This window comes from Streptomyces sp. NPDC056600 (genome assembly GCF_042792855.1).
Classification (GTDB): Bacteria; Actinomycetota; Actinomycetes; order Streptomycetales; family Streptomycetaceae; genus Streptomyces.
Map to the genome: position 1 here is coordinate 43688 of NZ_JBHTVQ010000031.1, position 16933 is coordinate 60620.

General features: G+C 70.7%; 11 protein-coding genes and 4 tRNA genes. 8 read left to right on the plus strand and 7 right to left on the minus strand.

Features of this window, described 5'->3' with window-relative positions; translation table 11 throughout:
* Nucleotides 1-212 precede the first annotated feature (212 nt).
* From purS to purM, 6 genes are all read left to right on the plus strand, one after another.
* Entirely contained in the window at nt 213-476 is a 264-nt protein-coding gene (gene purS / locus ACFRAV_RS17325; protein WP_108956272.1) for a phosphoribosylformylglycinamidine synthase subunit PurS, read from the plus strand.
* Complete coding sequence (gene purQ, locus ACFRAV_RS17330) at nt 473-1174, plus strand: phosphoribosylformylglycinamidine synthase subunit PurQ (RefSeq protein ID WP_351113858.1); 702 nt, start codon at nt 473-475, stop codon at nt 1172-1174. Before purS ends, purQ begins: the two co-directional genes overlap by 4 nt.
* Entirely contained in the window at nt 1171-3432 is a 2262-nt protein-coding gene (purL, locus tag ACFRAV_RS17335; protein ID WP_382556298.1) for a phosphoribosylformylglycinamidine synthase subunit PurL, read from the plus strand. The genes purQ and purL overlap by 4 nt, the downstream gene beginning before the upstream one ends.
* 480 nt (nt 3433-3912) lie before the next feature.
* Nucleotides 3913-4722, plus strand: coding sequence for a sterol carrier family protein (locus tag ACFRAV_RS17340; RefSeq protein WP_382556302.1), 810 nt, complete (start codon nt 3913-3915; stop codon nt 4720-4722).
* Between the two features lie 278 nt (nt 4723-5000).
* Nucleotides 5001-6521 carry an amidophosphoribosyltransferase gene (purF, locus tag ACFRAV_RS17345; RefSeq protein ID WP_382556304.1) on the plus strand — a complete coding sequence of 507 codons (1521 nt, stop codon included), beginning with the start codon at nt 5001-5003 and terminating at the stop codon, nt 6519-6521.
* A gap of 111 nt (nt 6522-6632) precedes the next feature.
* The gene (gene purM / locus ACFRAV_RS17350) at nt 6633-7700 is read left to right on the plus strand and encodes a phosphoribosylformylglycinamidine cyclo-ligase (RefSeq protein WP_382556306.1); all 1068 of its coding nucleotides are present in this window, start codon (nt 6633-6635) and stop codon (nt 7698-7700) included.
* A 154-nt stretch (nt 7701-7854) separates the two neighbouring features.
* On the opposite strand, the gene ACFRAV_RS17355 is transcribed toward purM, so the two are convergent.
* A complete protein-coding gene (locus ACFRAV_RS17355; protein WP_108956261.1) occupies nt 7855-8100 on the minus strand; it encodes a DUF3073 domain-containing protein in 246 nt (81 codons plus the stop codon).
* A 426-nt stretch (nt 8101-8526) separates the two neighbouring features.
* Entirely contained in the window at nt 8527-9606 is a 1080-nt protein-coding gene (locus tag ACFRAV_RS17360) for a Leu/Phe/Val dehydrogenase (protein ID WP_382556356.1), read from the minus strand.
* A 247-nt stretch (nt 9607-9853) separates the two neighbouring features.
* Between ACFRAV_RS17360 and ACFRAV_RS17365 the strand changes: the two genes are divergently transcribed.
* Together ACFRAV_RS17365 and bldC are read left to right on the plus strand one after the other, a co-directional pair.
* Complete coding sequence (locus ACFRAV_RS17365; RefSeq protein WP_382556308.1) at nt 9854-10696, plus strand: hypothetical protein; 843 nt, start codon at nt 9854-9856, stop codon at nt 10694-10696.
* A gap of 484 nt (nt 10697-11180) precedes the next feature.
* Nucleotides 11181-11387 carry a developmental transcriptional regulator BldC gene (gene bldC, locus ACFRAV_RS17370; protein ID WP_003949541.1) on the plus strand — a complete coding sequence of 69 codons (207 nt, stop codon included), beginning with the start codon at nt 11181-11183 and terminating at the stop codon, nt 11385-11387.
* Between the two features lie 857 nt (nt 11388-12244).
* Here the strand turns inward: bldC and ACFRAV_RS17375 are convergent.
* The 5 genes from ACFRAV_RS17375 to ACFRAV_RS17395 form a co-directional block, all read right to left on the minus strand.
* Nucleotides 12245-12319 (minus strand) — tRNA-Asp (locus tag ACFRAV_RS17375).
* A 126-nt stretch (nt 12320-12445) separates the two neighbouring features.
* Entirely contained in the window at nt 12446-16441 is a 3996-nt protein-coding gene (gene hrpA, locus ACFRAV_RS17380) for an ATP-dependent RNA helicase HrpA (RefSeq protein WP_382556309.1), read from the minus strand.
* A 149-nt stretch (nt 16442-16590) separates the two neighbouring features.
* Nucleotides 16591-16667, minus strand: a tRNA-Phe gene (locus ACFRAV_RS17385).
* Nucleotides 16668-16691: 24 nt separating this feature from the next.
* Nucleotides 16692-16766, minus strand: a tRNA-Asp gene (locus ACFRAV_RS17390).
* A 47-nt stretch (nt 16767-16813) separates the two neighbouring features.
* Nucleotides 16814-16886, minus strand: a tRNA-Glu gene (locus tag ACFRAV_RS17395).
* Nucleotides 16887-16933: the final 47 nt, after the last annotated feature.

Below are 16933 nucleotides of genomic sequence, written 5' to 3' on the forward strand. Positions count from 1 at the left end.
AAATCGTTTCGCGGGTTGCGCCACGAAATCCAGGAGAATCGTCGCCTCCTTTTCCGGCGGCCCGGCGATCATGTACGGCAATGCCCGGGGGATCAAGGAAAGACTCATCCTGAAGTGATGCGGAACACGTAGTTTCCTACTAATCTACCCGCGTAGAAATTTTGTCCGGGTAGTCTGAAGGAACCTGCTCAGCACCAACATCGGGAGTGCCAGTGGCACGCGTCGTAGTCGACGTCATGCTCAAGCCGGAGATCCTCGACCCCCAGGGCCAGGCGGTCCAGCGCGCGCTGCCGCGCCTCGGTTTCGAGGGCATCTCCGACGTCCGTCAGGGAAAGCGTTTCGAGCTCGAGGTCGACGGCCCCGTCGACGATGCGGCCCTCGCCCGTATCCACGAGCTCGCCGAATCCTTCCTCGCGAACACCGTGATCGAGGACTTTACCGTCAAGGTGGAGGAAGTCGCGGAGGCGGCGAAGTGACCACCCGTATCGGCGTCGTCACTTTCCCCGGAAGCCTCGACGACCGTGACGCGCAGCGCGCGATCCGGATCGCCGGGGCCGAGCCCGTCGCCCTCTGGCACAAGGACAAGGACCTCAAGCAGGTCGACGCCGTCGTCCTGCCGGGCGGGTTCTCCTACGGCGACTACCTGCGGGCCGGCGCCATCTCCCGCTTCTCGCCGGTGATGGAGACGCTCATCGAGCAGGCCAAGGCCGGTCTCCCGGTCCTCGGCATCTGCAACGGCTTCCAGATCCTCGCCGAGACGCACCTGCTGCCCGGCGCGATGCTGCGCAACAACCACCTGCACTTCATCTGCCGTGACCAGAAGCTGCGGGTGGAGAACGCGGACACCGCCTGGACCTCGGACTACGAGGCGGGCCAGGAGATCCTGATCCCGCTGAAGAACGCCGACGGCCGCTACACCGCGGACGAGTACACGCTCGACAAGCTGGAGGCCGAGGGGCGGGTGGCCTTCCGCTACCTGACCGACGGCGCGGACGCGGACGGCTACGGCAACCCCAACGGCTCGCTGCGGAACATCGCCGGCATCACCAACGAGGCCGGGAACGTCGTCGGCCTGATGCCGCACCCGGAGCACGCCGTGGAGTCCCTCACCGGCGGCGGCACCGACGGCCTGCCGTTCTTCACCTCGATCCTCAAGAAGCTGGTCACCGCATGAGCCGCACCCCTCTGGACACGGTCGAGTACGCGGCCGCGACCCCCGACGTGGAGCAGCCCTGGGCCGAACTCGGCCTGAACAAGGACGAGTACGCGCGCATCCGCGAGATCCTCGGCCGCCGCCCGACCGGCGCCGAGCTCGCCATGTACTCGGTCATGTGGTCCGAGCACTGCTCGTACAAGTCCTCCAAGGTCCACCTGCGCCAGTTCGGCGAGAAGGCCCCGCAGTCCGAGGCGATGCTGGTCGGCATCGGCGAGAACGCCGGTGTGGTCGACGTCGGCCAGGGCTACGCGGTCACCTTCAAGGTGGAGTCGCACAACCACCCGTCGTACGTGGAGCCCTACCAGGGCGCCGCGACCGGCGTCGGCGGCATCGTGCGCGACATCATCGCGATGGGCGCCCGCCCGGTCGCCGTGGTCGACCCGCTGCGCTTCGGCGCGGCCGACCACCCCGACACCCGGCGCGTGCTGCCCGGCGTGGTCGCGGGCATCAGCGGCTACGGCAACTGCCTGGGCCTGCCCAACATCGGCGGCGAGGTCGTCTTCGACGCCTGCTACCAGGGCAACCCGCTGGTCAACGCCGGCGCCATCGGCGTGATGCGCCACGAGGACATCCACCTGGCCAAGGCGTCCGGCGCCGGCAACAAGGTCATCCTCTACGGCGCCCGCACCGGCGGCGACGGCATCGGCGGCGCGTCCATCCTCGCCTCCGAGACCTTCGACGACGCCAAGCCCTCCAAGCGCCCGGCCGTCCAGGTGGGCGACCCGTTCCAGGAGAAGCTCCTCATCGAGTGCACCCTGGAGGCATTCCAGGAGAAGCTCGTCGTCGGCATCCAGGACCTCGGCGCGGCCGGTCTGTCCTGCGCCACCTCCGAGCTCGCCTCCAACGGCTCCGGCGGCATGCGCGTCGAGCTCGACGACGTGCCGCTGCGCGACTCCACGCTCTCGCCCGAGGAGATCCTCATGAGCGAGTCGCAGGAGCGCATGTGCGCCGTGGTCGAGCCGGCGAAGGTCGACCGCTTCCTCGAGATCTGCGAGAAGTGGGACGTCATCGCCACCGTCATCGGCGAGGTCACCGACGGCGACCGGCTGGAGATCTACTGGCACGGCGGCAAGATCGTCGACGTCGACGCGCGGACCGTCGCCCACGAGGGCCCGGTCTACGACCGCCCGTACGCGCGCCCCGACTGGCAGGACGCGCTCCAGGCCGACGACGCCGCCAAGCTGCCCCGTCCGGAGAGCGCGGACGAGCTGCGGGCCCAGGTCCTGAAGCTGGTCGGCTCCCCGAACCAGGCCTCCAAGGCGTGGATCACCTCCCAGTACGACCACCTCGTGCAGGGCAACACGGTCCTCGCCCGCACCGAAGGCGACTCCGGCATGATCCGCGTCGACGAGGAGACCGGCCTCGGCGTCGCCATCGCCACGGACGGCAACGGCCGCTATGCCAAGCTCGACCCGTACACGGGCGCGCAGCTCGCGCTGGCCGAGGCCTACCGCAACGTGGCCGCCACCGGCGCCAAGCCGCTGGCCGTCTCGGACTGCCTCAACTTCGGCTCCCCCGAGGACCCCGCGGTGATGTGGCAGTTCGTGGAGGCCGTGCGCGGTCTGGCCGACGGCTGCCTCCAGCTCGGCACCCCGGTCACCGGCGGCAACGTCTCGCTCTACAACCAGACGGGCGAGGCGGCCATCCACCCGACGCCGGTCGTCGCCGTGCTCGGCGTGATCGACGACGTGGCCCGCCGCACCCCGGCCGCCTTCCGCGAGGAGGGCCAGCTGATCTACCTGCTCGGCGACACCGAGCCGGAGTTCGGCGGTTCCGCCTGGTCGCAGGTGATCCACGACCACCTCGGCGGCCTGCCGCCCAAGGTGGACCTGGAGCGGGAGCGGCTGCTCGGCGAGATCCTGATCTCCGCCTCCCGTGACGGCATGGTCGACGCCGCCCACGACCTGTCCGACGGCGGCCTGATCCAGGCCGTGGTCGAGTCCGCCCTCGAGGGCGGGAAGGGCGCGCGGCTGGTCGTGCCGGACGGGCTGGACGCGTTCACCTTCCTGTTCTCCGAGTCCGCGGGCCGCGCCGTCGTGTCGGTGCCGCGCTCCGAGGAGCTGCGCTTCACGGACATGTGCGGTGCGCGGGGCCTGCCGGCCACCCGGATCGGCGTGGTCGACGGCGACGCGGTCGAGGTCCAGGGCGAGTTCACGCTCCCCCTGGCCGAACTGCGGTCCGCCCACGAGGGCGTGATCGAGGGGCTGCTCGCCTGACCCGACCTGCTCGAAGGCACCCGGCCCGCCCCGCGCGGCGCCGGGTGCCTTCGCGTCGGGGCACGGTCGTTCGCGCGTCCGGGCCGAGAGGCCCGGGCTACGGCCACGGTGTCCGGCGTGTTCGGGCCCGGAGGCTGCGAGGTCAGGCTCGGACGGCCGCGAGGTCAGGCTCGGGGCCCGCGGGTTCGGGCTCGGACGGCGGTGCGCTAGGGCTCGGGCGGCTGCGGCTGCGGCTGCGGCTGCGGCTGCGGCTACGGGTTCGGGCTCGGAGGCTGCGTGTTCGAGGGCCTGCGGTTCAAGGCGTCTGCGGGTTCGACCCGGGCGCTCGGGGGTCTGGCGCCGGTCGCCCGCCTTTTCCGCTCCAGCTGCCCGCATGGTGGGGTTCATGGTTACCGGCGCGTCCGGCCCGGGTGCCCGGCCGTCCGGCCCTCAGGTGACGGTGCGTCCGGCGTTGGGCAGGCACCCGTTACGCTCGCCCGTATGGCACCCGGTACCCGGAAGAAGCCCCGCACCTACGACCCGCTCCGCACCCGCACCGCGGTGCTGGCCCAGTTCGCCAACGTGCGCCGGACCGTCGGGGACCTGACGCCCGAGCAGCTCGCCGCCCCTGCCCGGATGGGCGACTGGGCGGTCCGTGACCTCGTCGCCCACATCGCCTTCGCCGTCGGCAGCACCAGCCGTCTGCTGGGCCTTCCCGAGCCGCCCAGGGCCGAGTTGATCCCCGCCACCTGGGCGGGCACCGCCGCCCGGCACGCCGAGAGCGTCGCCGCGTCCGCCCGGGACCTCGCCGAGGCGCACCCCGACCTGGACGCCCTCTACGCCGAGACCGCCGAGCGGCTCGCCGGTGACCTGGAGGCCCACCCCGGCCGCCGTCTCCTCGCCGCCCGGACCGGCGCCCTCACTCTCACCGATTACCTGGCCACCCGCTGCGTCGAACTCGCCGTCCACACCGACGACCTGAACGCCGCCCTGGCCGCCGTGGGGGGCCCGCAGACCCCCCAGGACCGTCAGAACCTGGCCGCGGCCGTCCGGGTCCTCGCCGACGCCCTCGCCCATGCCGCGCCGGGCGGCTCCACCGAGGTCCGGGTGCCGCCGTTCGCCGTCGTGCAGTGCGTGGAGGGCCTGCGGCACACGCGGGGCACGCCACCGAACGTGGTCGAGACCGACCCGCTGACCTGGCTCCGTCTCGCGTCCGGCCGGCTCGGCTGGGAGCAGGCCCGGGAGGCGGGCTCGGTGGCCGCGAGCGGGGAGCGCGCCGACCTCTCCCCGTGGCTGCCCGTGATCGGCTGACCACGCGGACGGTGGCCCGCCCGGGGCCGCGGGTCACGGTCCGTGGACGAGGCTGTCCGCTCCGTGGACGGGCGGGTGTGCGTCGTCTCACTCGTGAGGCCCCCGGAAGTCCCCGCCCGTCGGCGCCACCGCCCGCAGCGGGCCTGTCAGCGCGGCCGGATACCGCCTCTGACCTGGGAAAACATGGTCCCGCCCGACAGGCCGGGACGGCGTCGGCGACATTCGCCCCCATCCTGCTCCATTCGGCGCAACGGCCGTCCTCCCCTACACTCGAAGACGTGCCTCGTGGTGACGGTCTCCTCAATCACGACCTTCTTCCCGGCGAAAAGGGCCCCCAGGACGCTTGCGGCGTCTTCGGTGTCTGGGCGCCGGGTGAAGAGGTCGCCAAGCTCTCGTACTTCGGGCTCTACGCCCTCCAGCATCGGGGTCAGGAATCCGCGGGTATCGCGGTCAGCAACGGCTCCCAGATCCTCGTCTTCAAGGACATGGGCCTCGTGTCCCAGGTCTTCGACGAATCCTCGCTCAGCTCCCTGCAGGGTCACATCGCGGTCGGACACGCCCGCTACTCGACCACCGGCGCCTCCGTCTGGGAGAACGCCCAGCCGACCTTCCGGGCGACCGCGCAGGGATCCATCGCCCTCGCCCACAACGGCAATCTGGTCAACACGGCGGAGCTCGCCGGCCTGGTCGCCGAACTGCCGGAGCGGAACAACGGCTCCGCCCCCACCGCGACCAACGACACCGACCTGGTGACGGCCCTGCTGGCCGGCCAGACGGACGAGGACGGCAAGCCGCTGTCCATCGAGGCGGCCGCCTCCCGGATCCTTCCCACGGTGCGTGGCGCCTTCTCCCTGGTCTTCATGGACGAGCACACGCTCTACGCCGCCCGTGACCCGCAGGGCATCCGCCCGCTGGTCCTGGGCCGCCTGGAGCGCGGCTGGGTGGTCGCCTCGGAGTCGGCGGCGCTGGACATCTGCGGCGCCAGCTACGTGCGCGAGATCGAGCCCGGCGAGTTCGTCGCGATAGACGAGAACGGCCTGCGCTCCTCCCGGTTCGCCGAGGCGCGCCCCAAGGGCTGCGTCTTCGAGTACGTGTACCTGGCCCGCCCGGACACCGACATCGCCGGCCGGAACGTGTACCTCTCCCGCGTGGAGATGGGCCGCCGCCTCGCCGCCGAGGCGCCCGCCGAGGCCGACCTGGTCATAGCGACGCCCGAGTCCGGCACCCCCGCCGCGATCGGCTACGCGGAGGCCTCCGGCATCCCGTTCGGCGCCGGCCTGGTCAAGAACGCCTACGTCGGCCGGACCTTCATCCAGCCCTCGCAGACCATCCGCCAGCTGGGCATCCGGCTGAAGCTGAACCCGCTCAAGGAAGTCATCAAGGGCAAGCGCCTGGTCGTGGTGGACGACTCGATCGTCCGCGGCAACACCCAGCGCGCACTGGTCCGGATGCTCCGCGAGGCCGGCGCCGCCGAGGTCCACATCCGGATCTCCTCGCCGCCGGTGAAGTGGCCCTGCTTCTTCGGCATCGACTTCGCCACGCGCGCGGAGCTGATCGCCAACGGCATGAGCATCGACGAGATCGGCACCTCGCTCGGCGCCGACTCACTCGCCTACATCTCCATCGACGGCATGATCGAGGCGACCACCATCGCCAAGCCGAACCTCTGCCGTGCCTGCTTCGACGGCGAGTACCCGATGGACCTGCCCGACCCCGAGCTGCTCGGCAAGCAGCTGCTCGAGACGGAGCTGGCCGCGCCGGTGGAGACCGCCGCCAGCGCCGCCATCCGGCGCCCGTAGCCCGCCGACGCGCGTCGCCGGGTCCCTTCGCGGGACCCGGCGACGGCCTCCGGCCCCCTCGCAGATTCCTCGCAGCGCTCCAGCTGTACACCCGACAGAAAGCTCACAGTCATGTCCACTGAGACAGGTGCCAGCTACGCGGCTGCCGGCGTCGACATCGAGGCGGGCGACCGCGCCGTCGAGCTGATGAAGGAATGGGTGAAGAAGACGCAGCGCCCCGAGGTGCTCGGCGGCCTCGGCGGCTTCGCCGGCCTCTTCGACGCCTCCGCCCTCAAGAACTACGAGCGCCCGCTGCTCGCCTCGGCCACCGACGGCGTCGGCACCAAGGTCGACATCGCCCGGCAGATGGGCGTCTACGACACCATCGGCCACGACCTGGTCGCCATGGTCATGGACGACATCGTGGTCTGCGGCGCCGAACCGCTCTTCATGACCGACTACATCTGCGTGGGCAAGGTCCACCCCGAGCGGGTGGCCGCGATCGTCAAGGGCATCGCCGAGGGCTGCGTCCTGGCCGGCTGCGCGCTGGTCGGCGGCGAGACGGCGGAGCACCCGGGCCTGCTCGGGGCCGGCGACTTCGACGTGGCCGGCGCCGGCACGGGCGTGGTCGAGGCCGACGCGCTGCTCGGCCCGGACCGGATCCGGGAGGGCGACGCGGTGATCGCGATGGCCTCCTCCGGTCTGCACTCCAACGGCTACTCGCTGGTGCGCCACGTGCTGCTCGAGCGCGCCGGCATGGCGCTCGACGCGCACGTCGAGGAGCTGGGCCGCACCCTCGGCGAGGAGCTGCTGGAGCCGACCAAGATCTACTCGCTGGACTGCCTCGCCCTGATGCGCACCTGCGAGGTGCACGCCTTCAGCCACATCACCGGCGGCGGCCTGGCGGCCAACCTGGCCCGGGTGATCCCGGACGGTCTGCACGCCGTGATCGACCGGTCCACCTGGACGCCGGACCCGATCTTCTCGCTGGTCGGCCGGACCGGCCAGGTCGAGCGGCTGGAGCTGGAGAAGACCCTGAACATGGGCGTCGGCATGATGGCCGTCGTCCCGCAGGAGTCGGTCGAGGTCGCCCTGTCCGCGCTGGCCGACCGCGGAGTCGAGTCCTGGGTGGCCGGCGAGATCGTCGCCCGGGGAGAGCACGCCACGGGCGCGGAGCTGACCGGCGACTACGCCGCGTGATCACGCCTCCGGTCCCGGCGGGCGCGTCGTCCGCCGGGACCGGAGGGCACTCCGGTGGCGGCGCCGGCCGGTCCGTCGGTCCGGGGCAACACTGAACCCGGCTCGGCGCCGAAGCACCGAACCGGGTCCAGATCGGTATGAGCGGTGAACGCTGTCAGGCGCCGCGACGGTGAGAGGACTCCTCGTCCTCGTCCTCGTCGTCGGCCCCGTAGAGCTCGGCGTACCGCGAATACAGGTCGTCGTCCTGCTCATCGTCCTCGAACCGCTCGCCGTTAGGCGTCGGATTCGACGTCGATGCGCCCAGCTCCTCGGCCAGGCGTGAGAGATCCGTCCCGCCGCTGTTGTACTTCAGCTGGCGGGCGACCTTCGTCTGCTTGGCCTTGGCCCGGCCGCGCCCCATGGCTCGACCCCCTCAACGACGGGGCGCGACGGCCCCAGAGTCTTGACGCGTTCATGATCCAGAACGGACTCTCCGCAGAGAGACCGGTCTGTAGGGCTTCCACGGTACCTGAGCCCACGCCCATACGGTACGTCGCCCGCACCAAGCGTGTGTGCCCAGTACCCGCGAGGCGCCCTGTCCCCGCTGGTCAGTGCCGATTTTAACCACTTCCGCCCGGAAGACCCGCCCGGAGAAGTGACAGTTGTCTCCCGCTGTCCGGACCTCTGACCTCCGAACACCGGTACCGCGAGGCGATCATCCGCACGAAACCGGCGCGTCACCACCCCGTCACCGACACGATTCTTCACTCTGGAGGGCGAAGGGTCGGGCGAGAAGTTGACGCGCCGGTCTCGTGCGCGAGGGTGCCGCCGTGTCAGGCGGACCGTGTCACCGGCCGGACCGACGGGATTCGGCCATCCTCTGCTCGGCGATCCGGTCGGCCGCGGCGGCCGGCGGGATGCCGTCCGTCTTCGCCCGGGCGAACAGCTCCAGGGTGGTGTCGAAGATCTTCGTCGCCTTCGCCTTGGCACGGTCGAAGTCGAAACCGAGGAGCTCGTCGGCCACCTGGATCACGCCGCCGGCGTTCACCACGTAGTCCGGCGCGTAGAGGATGCCCCGGTCGGCGAGGTCCTTCTCGATGCCGGGGTGCGCCAGCTGGTTGTTGGCCGCGCCGCACACCACCGTCGCGGTGAGCGCCGCCACGGTGGCGTCGTCGAGCGCGCCGCCGAGGGCGCACGGGGCGTAGATGTCCAGGCCCGGCGTGCGGACCAACTCCTCCGCGTCCGCCGCGACCCGCACCGACGGGTGCTGCGCGAGCAGCGCCCGCACGGCCTCCTCGCGCACGTCGGTGACGATCACCTCGGCGCCGTCCGCCAGCAGGTGCTCCACCAGGTGGCGCCCGACCTTGCCGACGCCGGCGATGCCCACGGTGCGGCCGCGCAGCGTGGGGTCGCCCCACAGGTGCTGGGCGGAGGCGCGCATGCCCTGGAAGACGCCGAACGAGGTGAGCACCGAGGAGTCGCCCGCCCCGCCGTTCTGCGGGGACCGCCCGGTGGTCCAGCGGCACTCCTGGGCCACCACGTCCATGTCGGCGACGTAGGTGCCGACGTCGCAGGCCGTGACGTACCGGCCGCCCAGCGAGGCGACGAACCGGCCGTAGGCGCGCAGGAGTTCGTCGGTCTTGTGCTTCTCCGGGTCCCCTATGATCACCGCCTTGCCGCCGCCGTGTTCGAGGCCTGCCATGGCGTTCTTGTACGACATCCCGCGGGCCAGGTTGAGGGCGTCGGCGACGGCCTCGGCCTCCGTGGCGTAGGGGTGGAAGCGCGTCCCGCCGAGGGCGGGGCCCAGGGCGGTGGAATGGATGGCGATCACGGCCTTCAGTCCGCTGGCGCGGTCCTGGCAGAGCACGACCTGCTCATGCCCCCCTTGCTCCGACTGGAACAGGGTGTGCAGGACGCCGTCGGTCATTTCGGTCACGGTGGTGACTCCTGGATGAGAAGCGGCGGTTACGGCGGTCCCCGTACGGGTGGCGGGAACCGTGGCACGAGGGTAGAGCCTGGAGAGCCGCCCTGACCGCCTCCACACAGGATCATCCACGCGAGGAGTACGCGCCGGTCCGGGCCTAGACGGTTCTGGTTGCTTTTCCCAGCATTGCGCCCACTTCGGATCCGGGTGGGACGGGTTTCGGACGTCGGCCCTCGGGGAGGGTGGAGGGGTGCCCAAGGTGACCTCGGTGATCGTTCCCTATCCGGCCTATCTGCGGGTCTACGAGCCACTGGCCGCCTTCCCCCGCGAGGAGCGCGCCCACTGGGAGCGCTATGCGGCCCGCCCGGGACGGCCCACCTGCCAGGACGAGCTGCGGCGTTCCCTCGCCGACCTGCTGGCCACCCCGCCGTCGCCGGTGCCGGTGCACGAGAGCGGGGACGCGTTCGTCACGGAGGTGGACGGCGTGGTCTGCGTGTGCCCCTGGCGGACCCGGCTGCGCGGCTGGCAGGCGCTGCGGGACTTCGGCACGGACCTCCCGCCGACCGTCCTGGACGCCGTGCTGCCGCCGGTGGTGCGCGAGGAGGCCGGCCGGGACTACGAGAGGTGGCTGACCCGTCATCCGGACGCCCGGCCCTGGATCCGCAGCGCCACCTGGCACGTCCCGGGGCACTGGTTCGTGCTGGTCGCCGACGAGGAACGGGAGTGGCGCCCCGGCGCGGACGGCGGAGTGCCGGTGCTCCGCTACCGGACCCGCATGGTCGACGCCCGGCGGCGCCTGGCGCGCGGCCTGCGCACGGTGCGCGAGTCGGTGGGGGAGGGGGCGATGACCGAGGCGCTGGTCGGGGTGGGCCGGTGGCTGGAGGAGTTCCACCCGCGCTCCCTGGTGGAGCTGGACTACGGAGGGCTGGTGCACGCCCTCCCGGCCGGCGACCTCGCCGAGGACCACTCGGCGGCGGACGCGGCCGAGGCCCTGGCGGCGCTGCGGGACGGCGACGGGGAGGCGGCCGGCGAGGCGTACGAGCGTCTGGTGGACCGGTGGCGGTCGGTCCGGCAGCGCGGGCTGGCCAGCTGACGCCCGGCGCGTGCGGTGGTGAGCCCGGAGCGCGCCGGACCCGGATGCACGCCCGTCACGAAACGGACACATATCCCTAAGCGTGACGGAGTGCACGTACCCGGCCCTTGCGTATCTTGCCACCCCTCATGCCAAAATAGGACAAGGAGCCCGGGGAGGGCTCCTGCTGTCCGCCTGGGCGGGCATCGGCGCTGAACGCCTGGGGGGTCTGATGGCCTCTGTGGACTCTGTGACTGATCGTCACAGCGGAGTGACTGTCCGTTATGGCACGGTCCATCGGCTTCCGTCGCTGATGAACACCTGGGAGGGCAATTCCATCGGTTTGGCCGACGCGGCTGGACAGATGGTGTAGTTGTAGTGCCGAGGACAAGCCGTTCGTCCTATAACCGACTCGACTCGCGTCCGCCATTTCGGGCAACGCGGGTCAAGGTGCAGAATTTAGAGGAAAGAACCGAGAACGTCGGTTCTCCCGAGGAGGCCGCTCATGACCGCTCGCACCCCTGATGCCGAGCCGCTGCTGACCCCGGCTGAGGTCGCCACCATGTTCCGCGTCGACCCCAAGACGGTGACGCGGTGGGCGAAGGCCGGCAAGCTCACGTCGATCCGCACGCTCGGCGGGCACCGGCGCTACCGCGAGGCCGAGGTCCGCGCGCTGCTGGCGGGCATCCCCCAGCAGCGTAGCGAGGCCTGACAGCCATTGATTCGAAGGTCCGTGGCGATCACGGTGCCCACAATTGAATAGTTGGACGCGCGAGGCGGTCCCCCAGCCGCCGAGACGTCCGTCACTCAGCTCCACACGACGCCGGTCCTGCCCCAACAGGACCTGGTCCAGGGCCTCCGGGCTTCTCGGACATCCCCTTGCACGTCGACGCGTCGTCGATCGCGCTGGACTCCGCCGGGTCCAGCGCGATCTTTTTTTGCCCTCAGGACGGTGACTGAAGGCCTCTTCAGGGCCTCTTCGCGGGACCTCCGACGGATCTCCACCCCTTGCGCGTCCGCGCAGATCAGAGCGGCGGTCAGGGCGCCGACGAGATCCCGGGACGCGCCTGCGGGAGAGTGCAATTGCACATATAAAATTGACATGATGTAAGCAGGGGTTAACTACACCCCTTTCAAAAACTGTTGAGGTGACACCTTTCACACCGACGACGGCTTGTTGCCGGTGTGACCCGTGCGCTATTGGACGGGACAGCGGCATATGCGGCCGCCGGCGCCCGTCGGTGCGGCGGGCTCCCCGCACGCCTCGCGCCGCCGGGGCGCGGGGCCCTCGCAGGGCGCGTGAGGCCCTGCGGGGTGCGCCGGGGCGCGGGGGGACCGGAGGGACCTTTCAGGGGCTGTGGTCGGTTTCTGACGCTCTTTCGGGGACGCCCTCCCGGACCCGCATGCCCCGCCGGGCCTTCCCCACACCCGGCCACCGGTCGCGCCGGGGCTCGGCCGGCCCCCCGCGGGGCTGCCGGCGGTCCCGGTGAGCTCGCCGGCCTCGGCGGGCTCCCGTACGCGCACACGACGAAGGCCCGCACCGATGAGGTGCGGGCCTTCGAAGAAGTGCGGTCCTGACGGGATTTGAACCCGCGGCCTCCACCTTGACAGGGTGGCGAGCACTCCAAACTGCTCCACAGGACCAGGTGCTTCACACCGTAGGTTTCCTGTTCGGTCCCCTGCGCTGTGCTGCGAGAAGGACTCTACAGGAGTGCGGCCGCCTGGTCGAACTCACTGTGGGTCAGCCGCTCGTCACCCGTTCGAGGCCGCTCAGGGAGCCAGCCCGTCGATGGTCTTCACGATCCGCTTGTCCGAGACCGGGTAGGCCGTCCCCAGGGCGTGCGCGAAGTAGCTGACCCTCAGCTCCTCGATCATCCACCGGACCTCCCGCACCGCCTGCGGCACCGGGCGGCCCTGCGGCATCTGCTCCAGGAGCCAGGCGTACTCGTCCTGCATCTCGTGCACCTTCTCCATGCGGGTGGTGTCCCGCTGGACGTTGGCGGCCATCTGCTGCAGCCGCCGGTCCGCCGCGACCAGGTACCGCATCAGGTGCGGCAGCCGCGCCAGTCCGGCCCCGGTGACGAAGCCCGGCTTCACGAGGCCGTCCAACTGACCGCGGACGTCCGTGAGGTTGGCGAGCAGGGCGGGGCTCGTGACCGACTTCAGCCGCCGCTCGCAGGCCTGCCAGGCGGCCAGCACCTGCTGCACCTGACCGACCGCGCGCACCGTGGTGTCCACGATCTCGGCCCGCACCTTGTCGTAGAGCTTCCGGTAGGACTCCTCGTCCCACGCCGGACCCCCGAAGTCCGCGATCAGCTTGTCCGCCGCCGCGAGCGCGCAGTCGTCGAACAGCGCCTGCACGGAGCCGTGCGGGGTGGCCGACAGCGCCAGCTTCTGCGCGTTGGAGAGCCGGTCCAGCGCGAACTTCGCCGGGTTGACCGGGATGTTGCGCACGATCAGCCGCCGGGTGCCCCGCCACATGGCCTCGGCCTGCTCGGCCTCGCTGTCGAACAGCCGCACCGAGACCGTGTCGCCGTCGTCCACCAGCGCCGGGAAGGCCTTCACCGGCTGGCCGGCCCGCTTGGTCTCGAAGACCCGGATCAGCGTACCGATCGTCCAGTCGGTCAGCCCCGTCTGCTCCAGCGAGGGGCCGCCCGAACGCTCGGCGGTCGCCGCGGCGGCCTTGGAGATGGCCTGGCGGGCCTTGGGGCGCAGCCGCAGCTTCAGCGCCTCGAGGTCCTTGTCCTCGGCCAGCTTGCGGCGCCGCTCGTCGACGATCCGGAAGGTGACCTCGAGGTGGTCCGGCACCTTTGACCGGTCGAAGTCGCCCGGCTCCAGGCGCACCCCCACCATGCGGTGCAGCTCCCGCGCCATCGCCACGTCCAGCGGCTCCTGGCCCGGCACCGCCACGTCGAGGAACCGCTGCGCGAAGTTGGGCGCCGGGACGTAGTTGCGGCGGATCGGCTTGGGCAGCGAGCGGATCATCTCGGTGACCAGTTCCTCGCGCAGACCCGGGATCTGCCAGTCGAAGCCCTCGTCGGTCACCTGGTTGAGCACCTGCAGCGGAATGTGCACGGTCACGCCGTCCGCGTCCGCGCCGGGCTCGAACTGGTAGGTGACGCGGAAGGTGAGCCGGCCCTGCCGCCAGGAGTCCGGGTAGTCGTCCTTGGTGACCTGTCCGGCCTTCTCGTTGATGAGCATGGACCGCTCGAAGTCGAGCAGGTCCGGCTCCTCCTGGCGCTTGTGCTTCCACCACGAGTCGAAGTGCGCGCCGGAGACGACGTGCTCGGGGATCCGCTGGTCGTAGAAGTCGTACAGGGTCTCGTCGTCGACCAGGATGTCCCGGCGGCGGGCCCGGTGCTCGAGCTCCTCGACCTCGGTGAGCAGCTTGCGGTTGTCCGCGTAGAACTTGTGGTGGGTGCGCCAGTCGCCCTCCACCAGGGCGTTCCGGATGAAGAGTTCGCGGGAGACCTCGGGGTCGATGCGCCCGTAGTTCACCTTGCGCTGGGCGACGATCGGGACGCCGTAGAGCGTCACCTTCTCGTACGCCATCACCGCGGCCTGGTCCTTCTCCCAGTGCGGCTCGCTGTAGGTCCGCTTGAGCAGGTGACCGGCGAGCGGCTCCACCCACTCCGGCTCGATCTTCGCGTTGACCCGCGCCCACAGGCGGGAGGTCTCGACCAGCTCGGCGGACATCACGAACCTCGGCGGCTTCCGGAAGAGCGCCGAGCCGGGGAAGATCGCGAACTTGGCGTTGCGCGCGCCGAGGTACTCGTTCCGCGAGGCGCCCTTCGCGGGCTCCTTGCCCCCGGAGCTGCTCGCGGTGTCCTTCACGTCCTTCATGCCGATGTGCGAGAGCAGACCGGCGAGCAGCGAGACGTGCACGGACTGTTCGGGGGCGTCCTCCTCGTTGAGGCGTATCCCCATCTGCTGGGCCACCGAGCGGAGCTGGCTGTAGACGTCCTGCCACTCGCGGATCCGCAGGAAGTTCAGGTACTCCTGCTTGCACATCCGGCGGAAGGCGGACGAGCCGCGTTCCTTCTGCTGCTCGCGGACGTAGCGCCACAGGTTGAGGAAGGTCAGGAAGTCGCTGGACTCGTCCTTGAACCGGGCGTGCTGCTGGTCGGCCTGCGCCTGCTTCTCGGCGGGCCGCTCGCGCGGGTCCTGGATGGAGAGGGCGGAGGCGATCACCATGACCTCGCGGACGCAGCCGTTGCGGTCGGCCTCCAGGACCATCCGCGCCAGCCGCGGGTCCACCGGCAGCTGGGCGAGCTTGCGGCCCGTGTCGGTGAGGCGCTTGCGGGGGTCCTTCTCCGCCGGGTCCAGTGCGCCGAGCTCCTGCAGCAGCTGGACGCCGTCGCGGATGTTGCGGTGGTCCGGCGGGTCGATGAAGGGGAACTTCTCGATGTCGCCGAGGCCGGCGGCGGTCATCTGGAGGATGACCGAGGCCAGGTTGGTGCGCAGGATCTCCGCGTCGGTGAACTCCGGGCGCGCCGCGAAGTCGTCCTCGGAGTACAGGCGGATGCAGATGCCGTCGCTGGTACGGCCGCAGCGGCCCTTGCGCTGGTTGGCGCTGGCCTGCGAGACCGGCTCGATCGGCAGCCGCTGCACCTTGGTGCGGTGGCTGTAGCGGGAGATCCGGGCGAAGCCGGGGTCGATCACGTACTTGATGCCCGGCACCGTCAGCGAGGTCTCGGCCACGTTGGTGGCCAGCACGATCCGGCGGCCGGAGTGCTGCTGGAAGACCCGGTGCTGCTCGGCGTGGGAGAGCCGGGCGTAGAGCGGGAGGATCTCGGTGGACCGGAAGCGTTTCTTGGTGAGCGCGTCCGCGGTGTCGCGGATCTCCCGTTCGCCGGAGAGGAAGACCAGGATGTCGCCCGGTCCCTCCGCCATCAGTTCCTCGCAGGCGTCGGTGATCGCGGTGATCTGGTCGCGGTCCGCCTCGGCGGAGTCCTCTTCCAGCAGCGGCCGGTAGCGGACCTCCACCGGATAGGTGCGCCCGCTGACCTCGATGATCGGGGCGTCGCCGAAGTGCCGGGAGAACCGCTCCGGGTCGATGGTCGCCGAGGTGATGACGACCTTGAGGTCGGGGCGGCGGGGGAGCAGCTGGGCCAGGTAGCCCAGCAGGAAGTCGATGTTGAGGGACCGCTCGTGGGCCTCGTCGATGATGATCGTGTCGTAGGCGCGCAGCTCGCGGTCCGTCTGGATCTCGGCCAGCAGGATGCCGTCCGTCATCAGTTTGACGAAGGTGTCCTGGCCGACCTGGTCGGTGAACCGGACCTTCCAGCCGACGGCTTCGCCCAGCGGGGTGTTCAGCTCCTCGGCCACGCGCTCGGCCACCGTGCGGGCGGCGATCCGGCGGGGCTGGGTGTGACCGATCATCCCGCGGACGCCGCGGCCCAGCTCCATGCAGATCTTGGGGATCTGGGTGGTCTTGCCGGAGCCGGTCTCACCCGCGACGATCACGACCTGGTGGTCGCGGATCGCCTCGGCGATGTCGTCCTTCTTCTGGCTGACCGGGAGGGCCTGCGGATAGGTGATGGCTGGCACCCGGGAGGCGCGCTGGGCCAGTCGGGCCTCGGCCTTCTCGACCTCCGCCGTGATCTCGGCGAGCACGGCGGCCCGGGCCTCGGGCTTGCGGATCTTCCGGGCGCCCTCGAGTCGCCGCCCCAGCCGATGAGCCTCCCGCAGGGAGAGCTGGGCCAGACGGTGGGCGATGTCGCCGAAGGCGGGCGCGGCGGGGGCGGAGGCAGGCTGCGTAGACATACGCATTCCAGGATCGCACCTTCCCGAACGGGGTGGCGAGCGCATTAACCGGGGGTCGGTGCCCCGGCATCAGCGAGGACGGCACAGCGGACGACGGCAGGACGGCAACAGCGAAGACCCCCTTCGGCAACCGAAGGGGGTCTTCCTGGTGGTGGCTGGGCCCGGGGTCGAACCGGGGACCTTCCGCTTTTCAGGCGGACGCTCGTACCAGCTGAGCTACCCAGCCACGAGGTTTCACGTGAAACCTCAGCGGTCCTGACGGGATTTGAACCCGCGGCCTCCACCTTGACAGGGTGGCGAGCACTCCAAACTGCTCCACAGGACCAAGCGTTGTGCGCGTCTTGCGTTAACAGTGTCGCACACGATCTTGCGTGCCCCCAACGGGATTCGAACCCGTGCTACCGCCTTGAAAGGGCGGCGTCCTAGGCCGCTAGACGATGAGGGCTATACGGCCCGCCTGGGCGCTTCTCAGCGCGTCGGGGACGTGAGAAG

What these genes read in the sequence shown, in the direction of transcription:
- purL (WP_382556298.1), top strand. Translation starts at nt 1,171, where the DNA reads ATGAGCCGCACCCCTCTGGACACGGTCGAGTACGCGGCCGCGACCCCC.
- hrpA (WP_382556309.1), bottom strand. Translation starts at nt 16,441, where the DNA reads ATGTCTACGCAGCCTGCCTCCGCCCCCGCCGCGCCCGCCTTCGGCGAC.
- ACFRAV_RS17355 (WP_108956261.1), bottom strand. Translation starts at nt 8,100, where the DNA reads ATGGGGCGCGGCCGGGCCAAGGCCAAGCAGACGAAGGTCGCCCGCCAG.
- ACFRAV_RS17340 (WP_382556302.1), top strand. Translation starts at nt 3,913, where the DNA reads ATGGCACCCGGTACCCGGAAGAAGCCCCGCACCTACGACCCGCTCCGC.
- bldC (WP_003949541.1), top strand. Translation starts at nt 11,181, where the DNA reads ATGACCGCTCGCACCCCTGATGCCGAGCCGCTGCTGACCCCGGCTGAG.
- ACFRAV_RS17360 (WP_382556356.1), bottom strand. Translation starts at nt 9,606, where the DNA reads ATGACCGACGGCGTCCTGCACACCCTGTTCCAGTCGGAGCAAGGGGGG.
- purM (WP_382556306.1), top strand. Translation starts at nt 6,633, where the DNA reads ATGTCCACTGAGACAGGTGCCAGCTACGCGGCTGCCGGCGTCGACATC.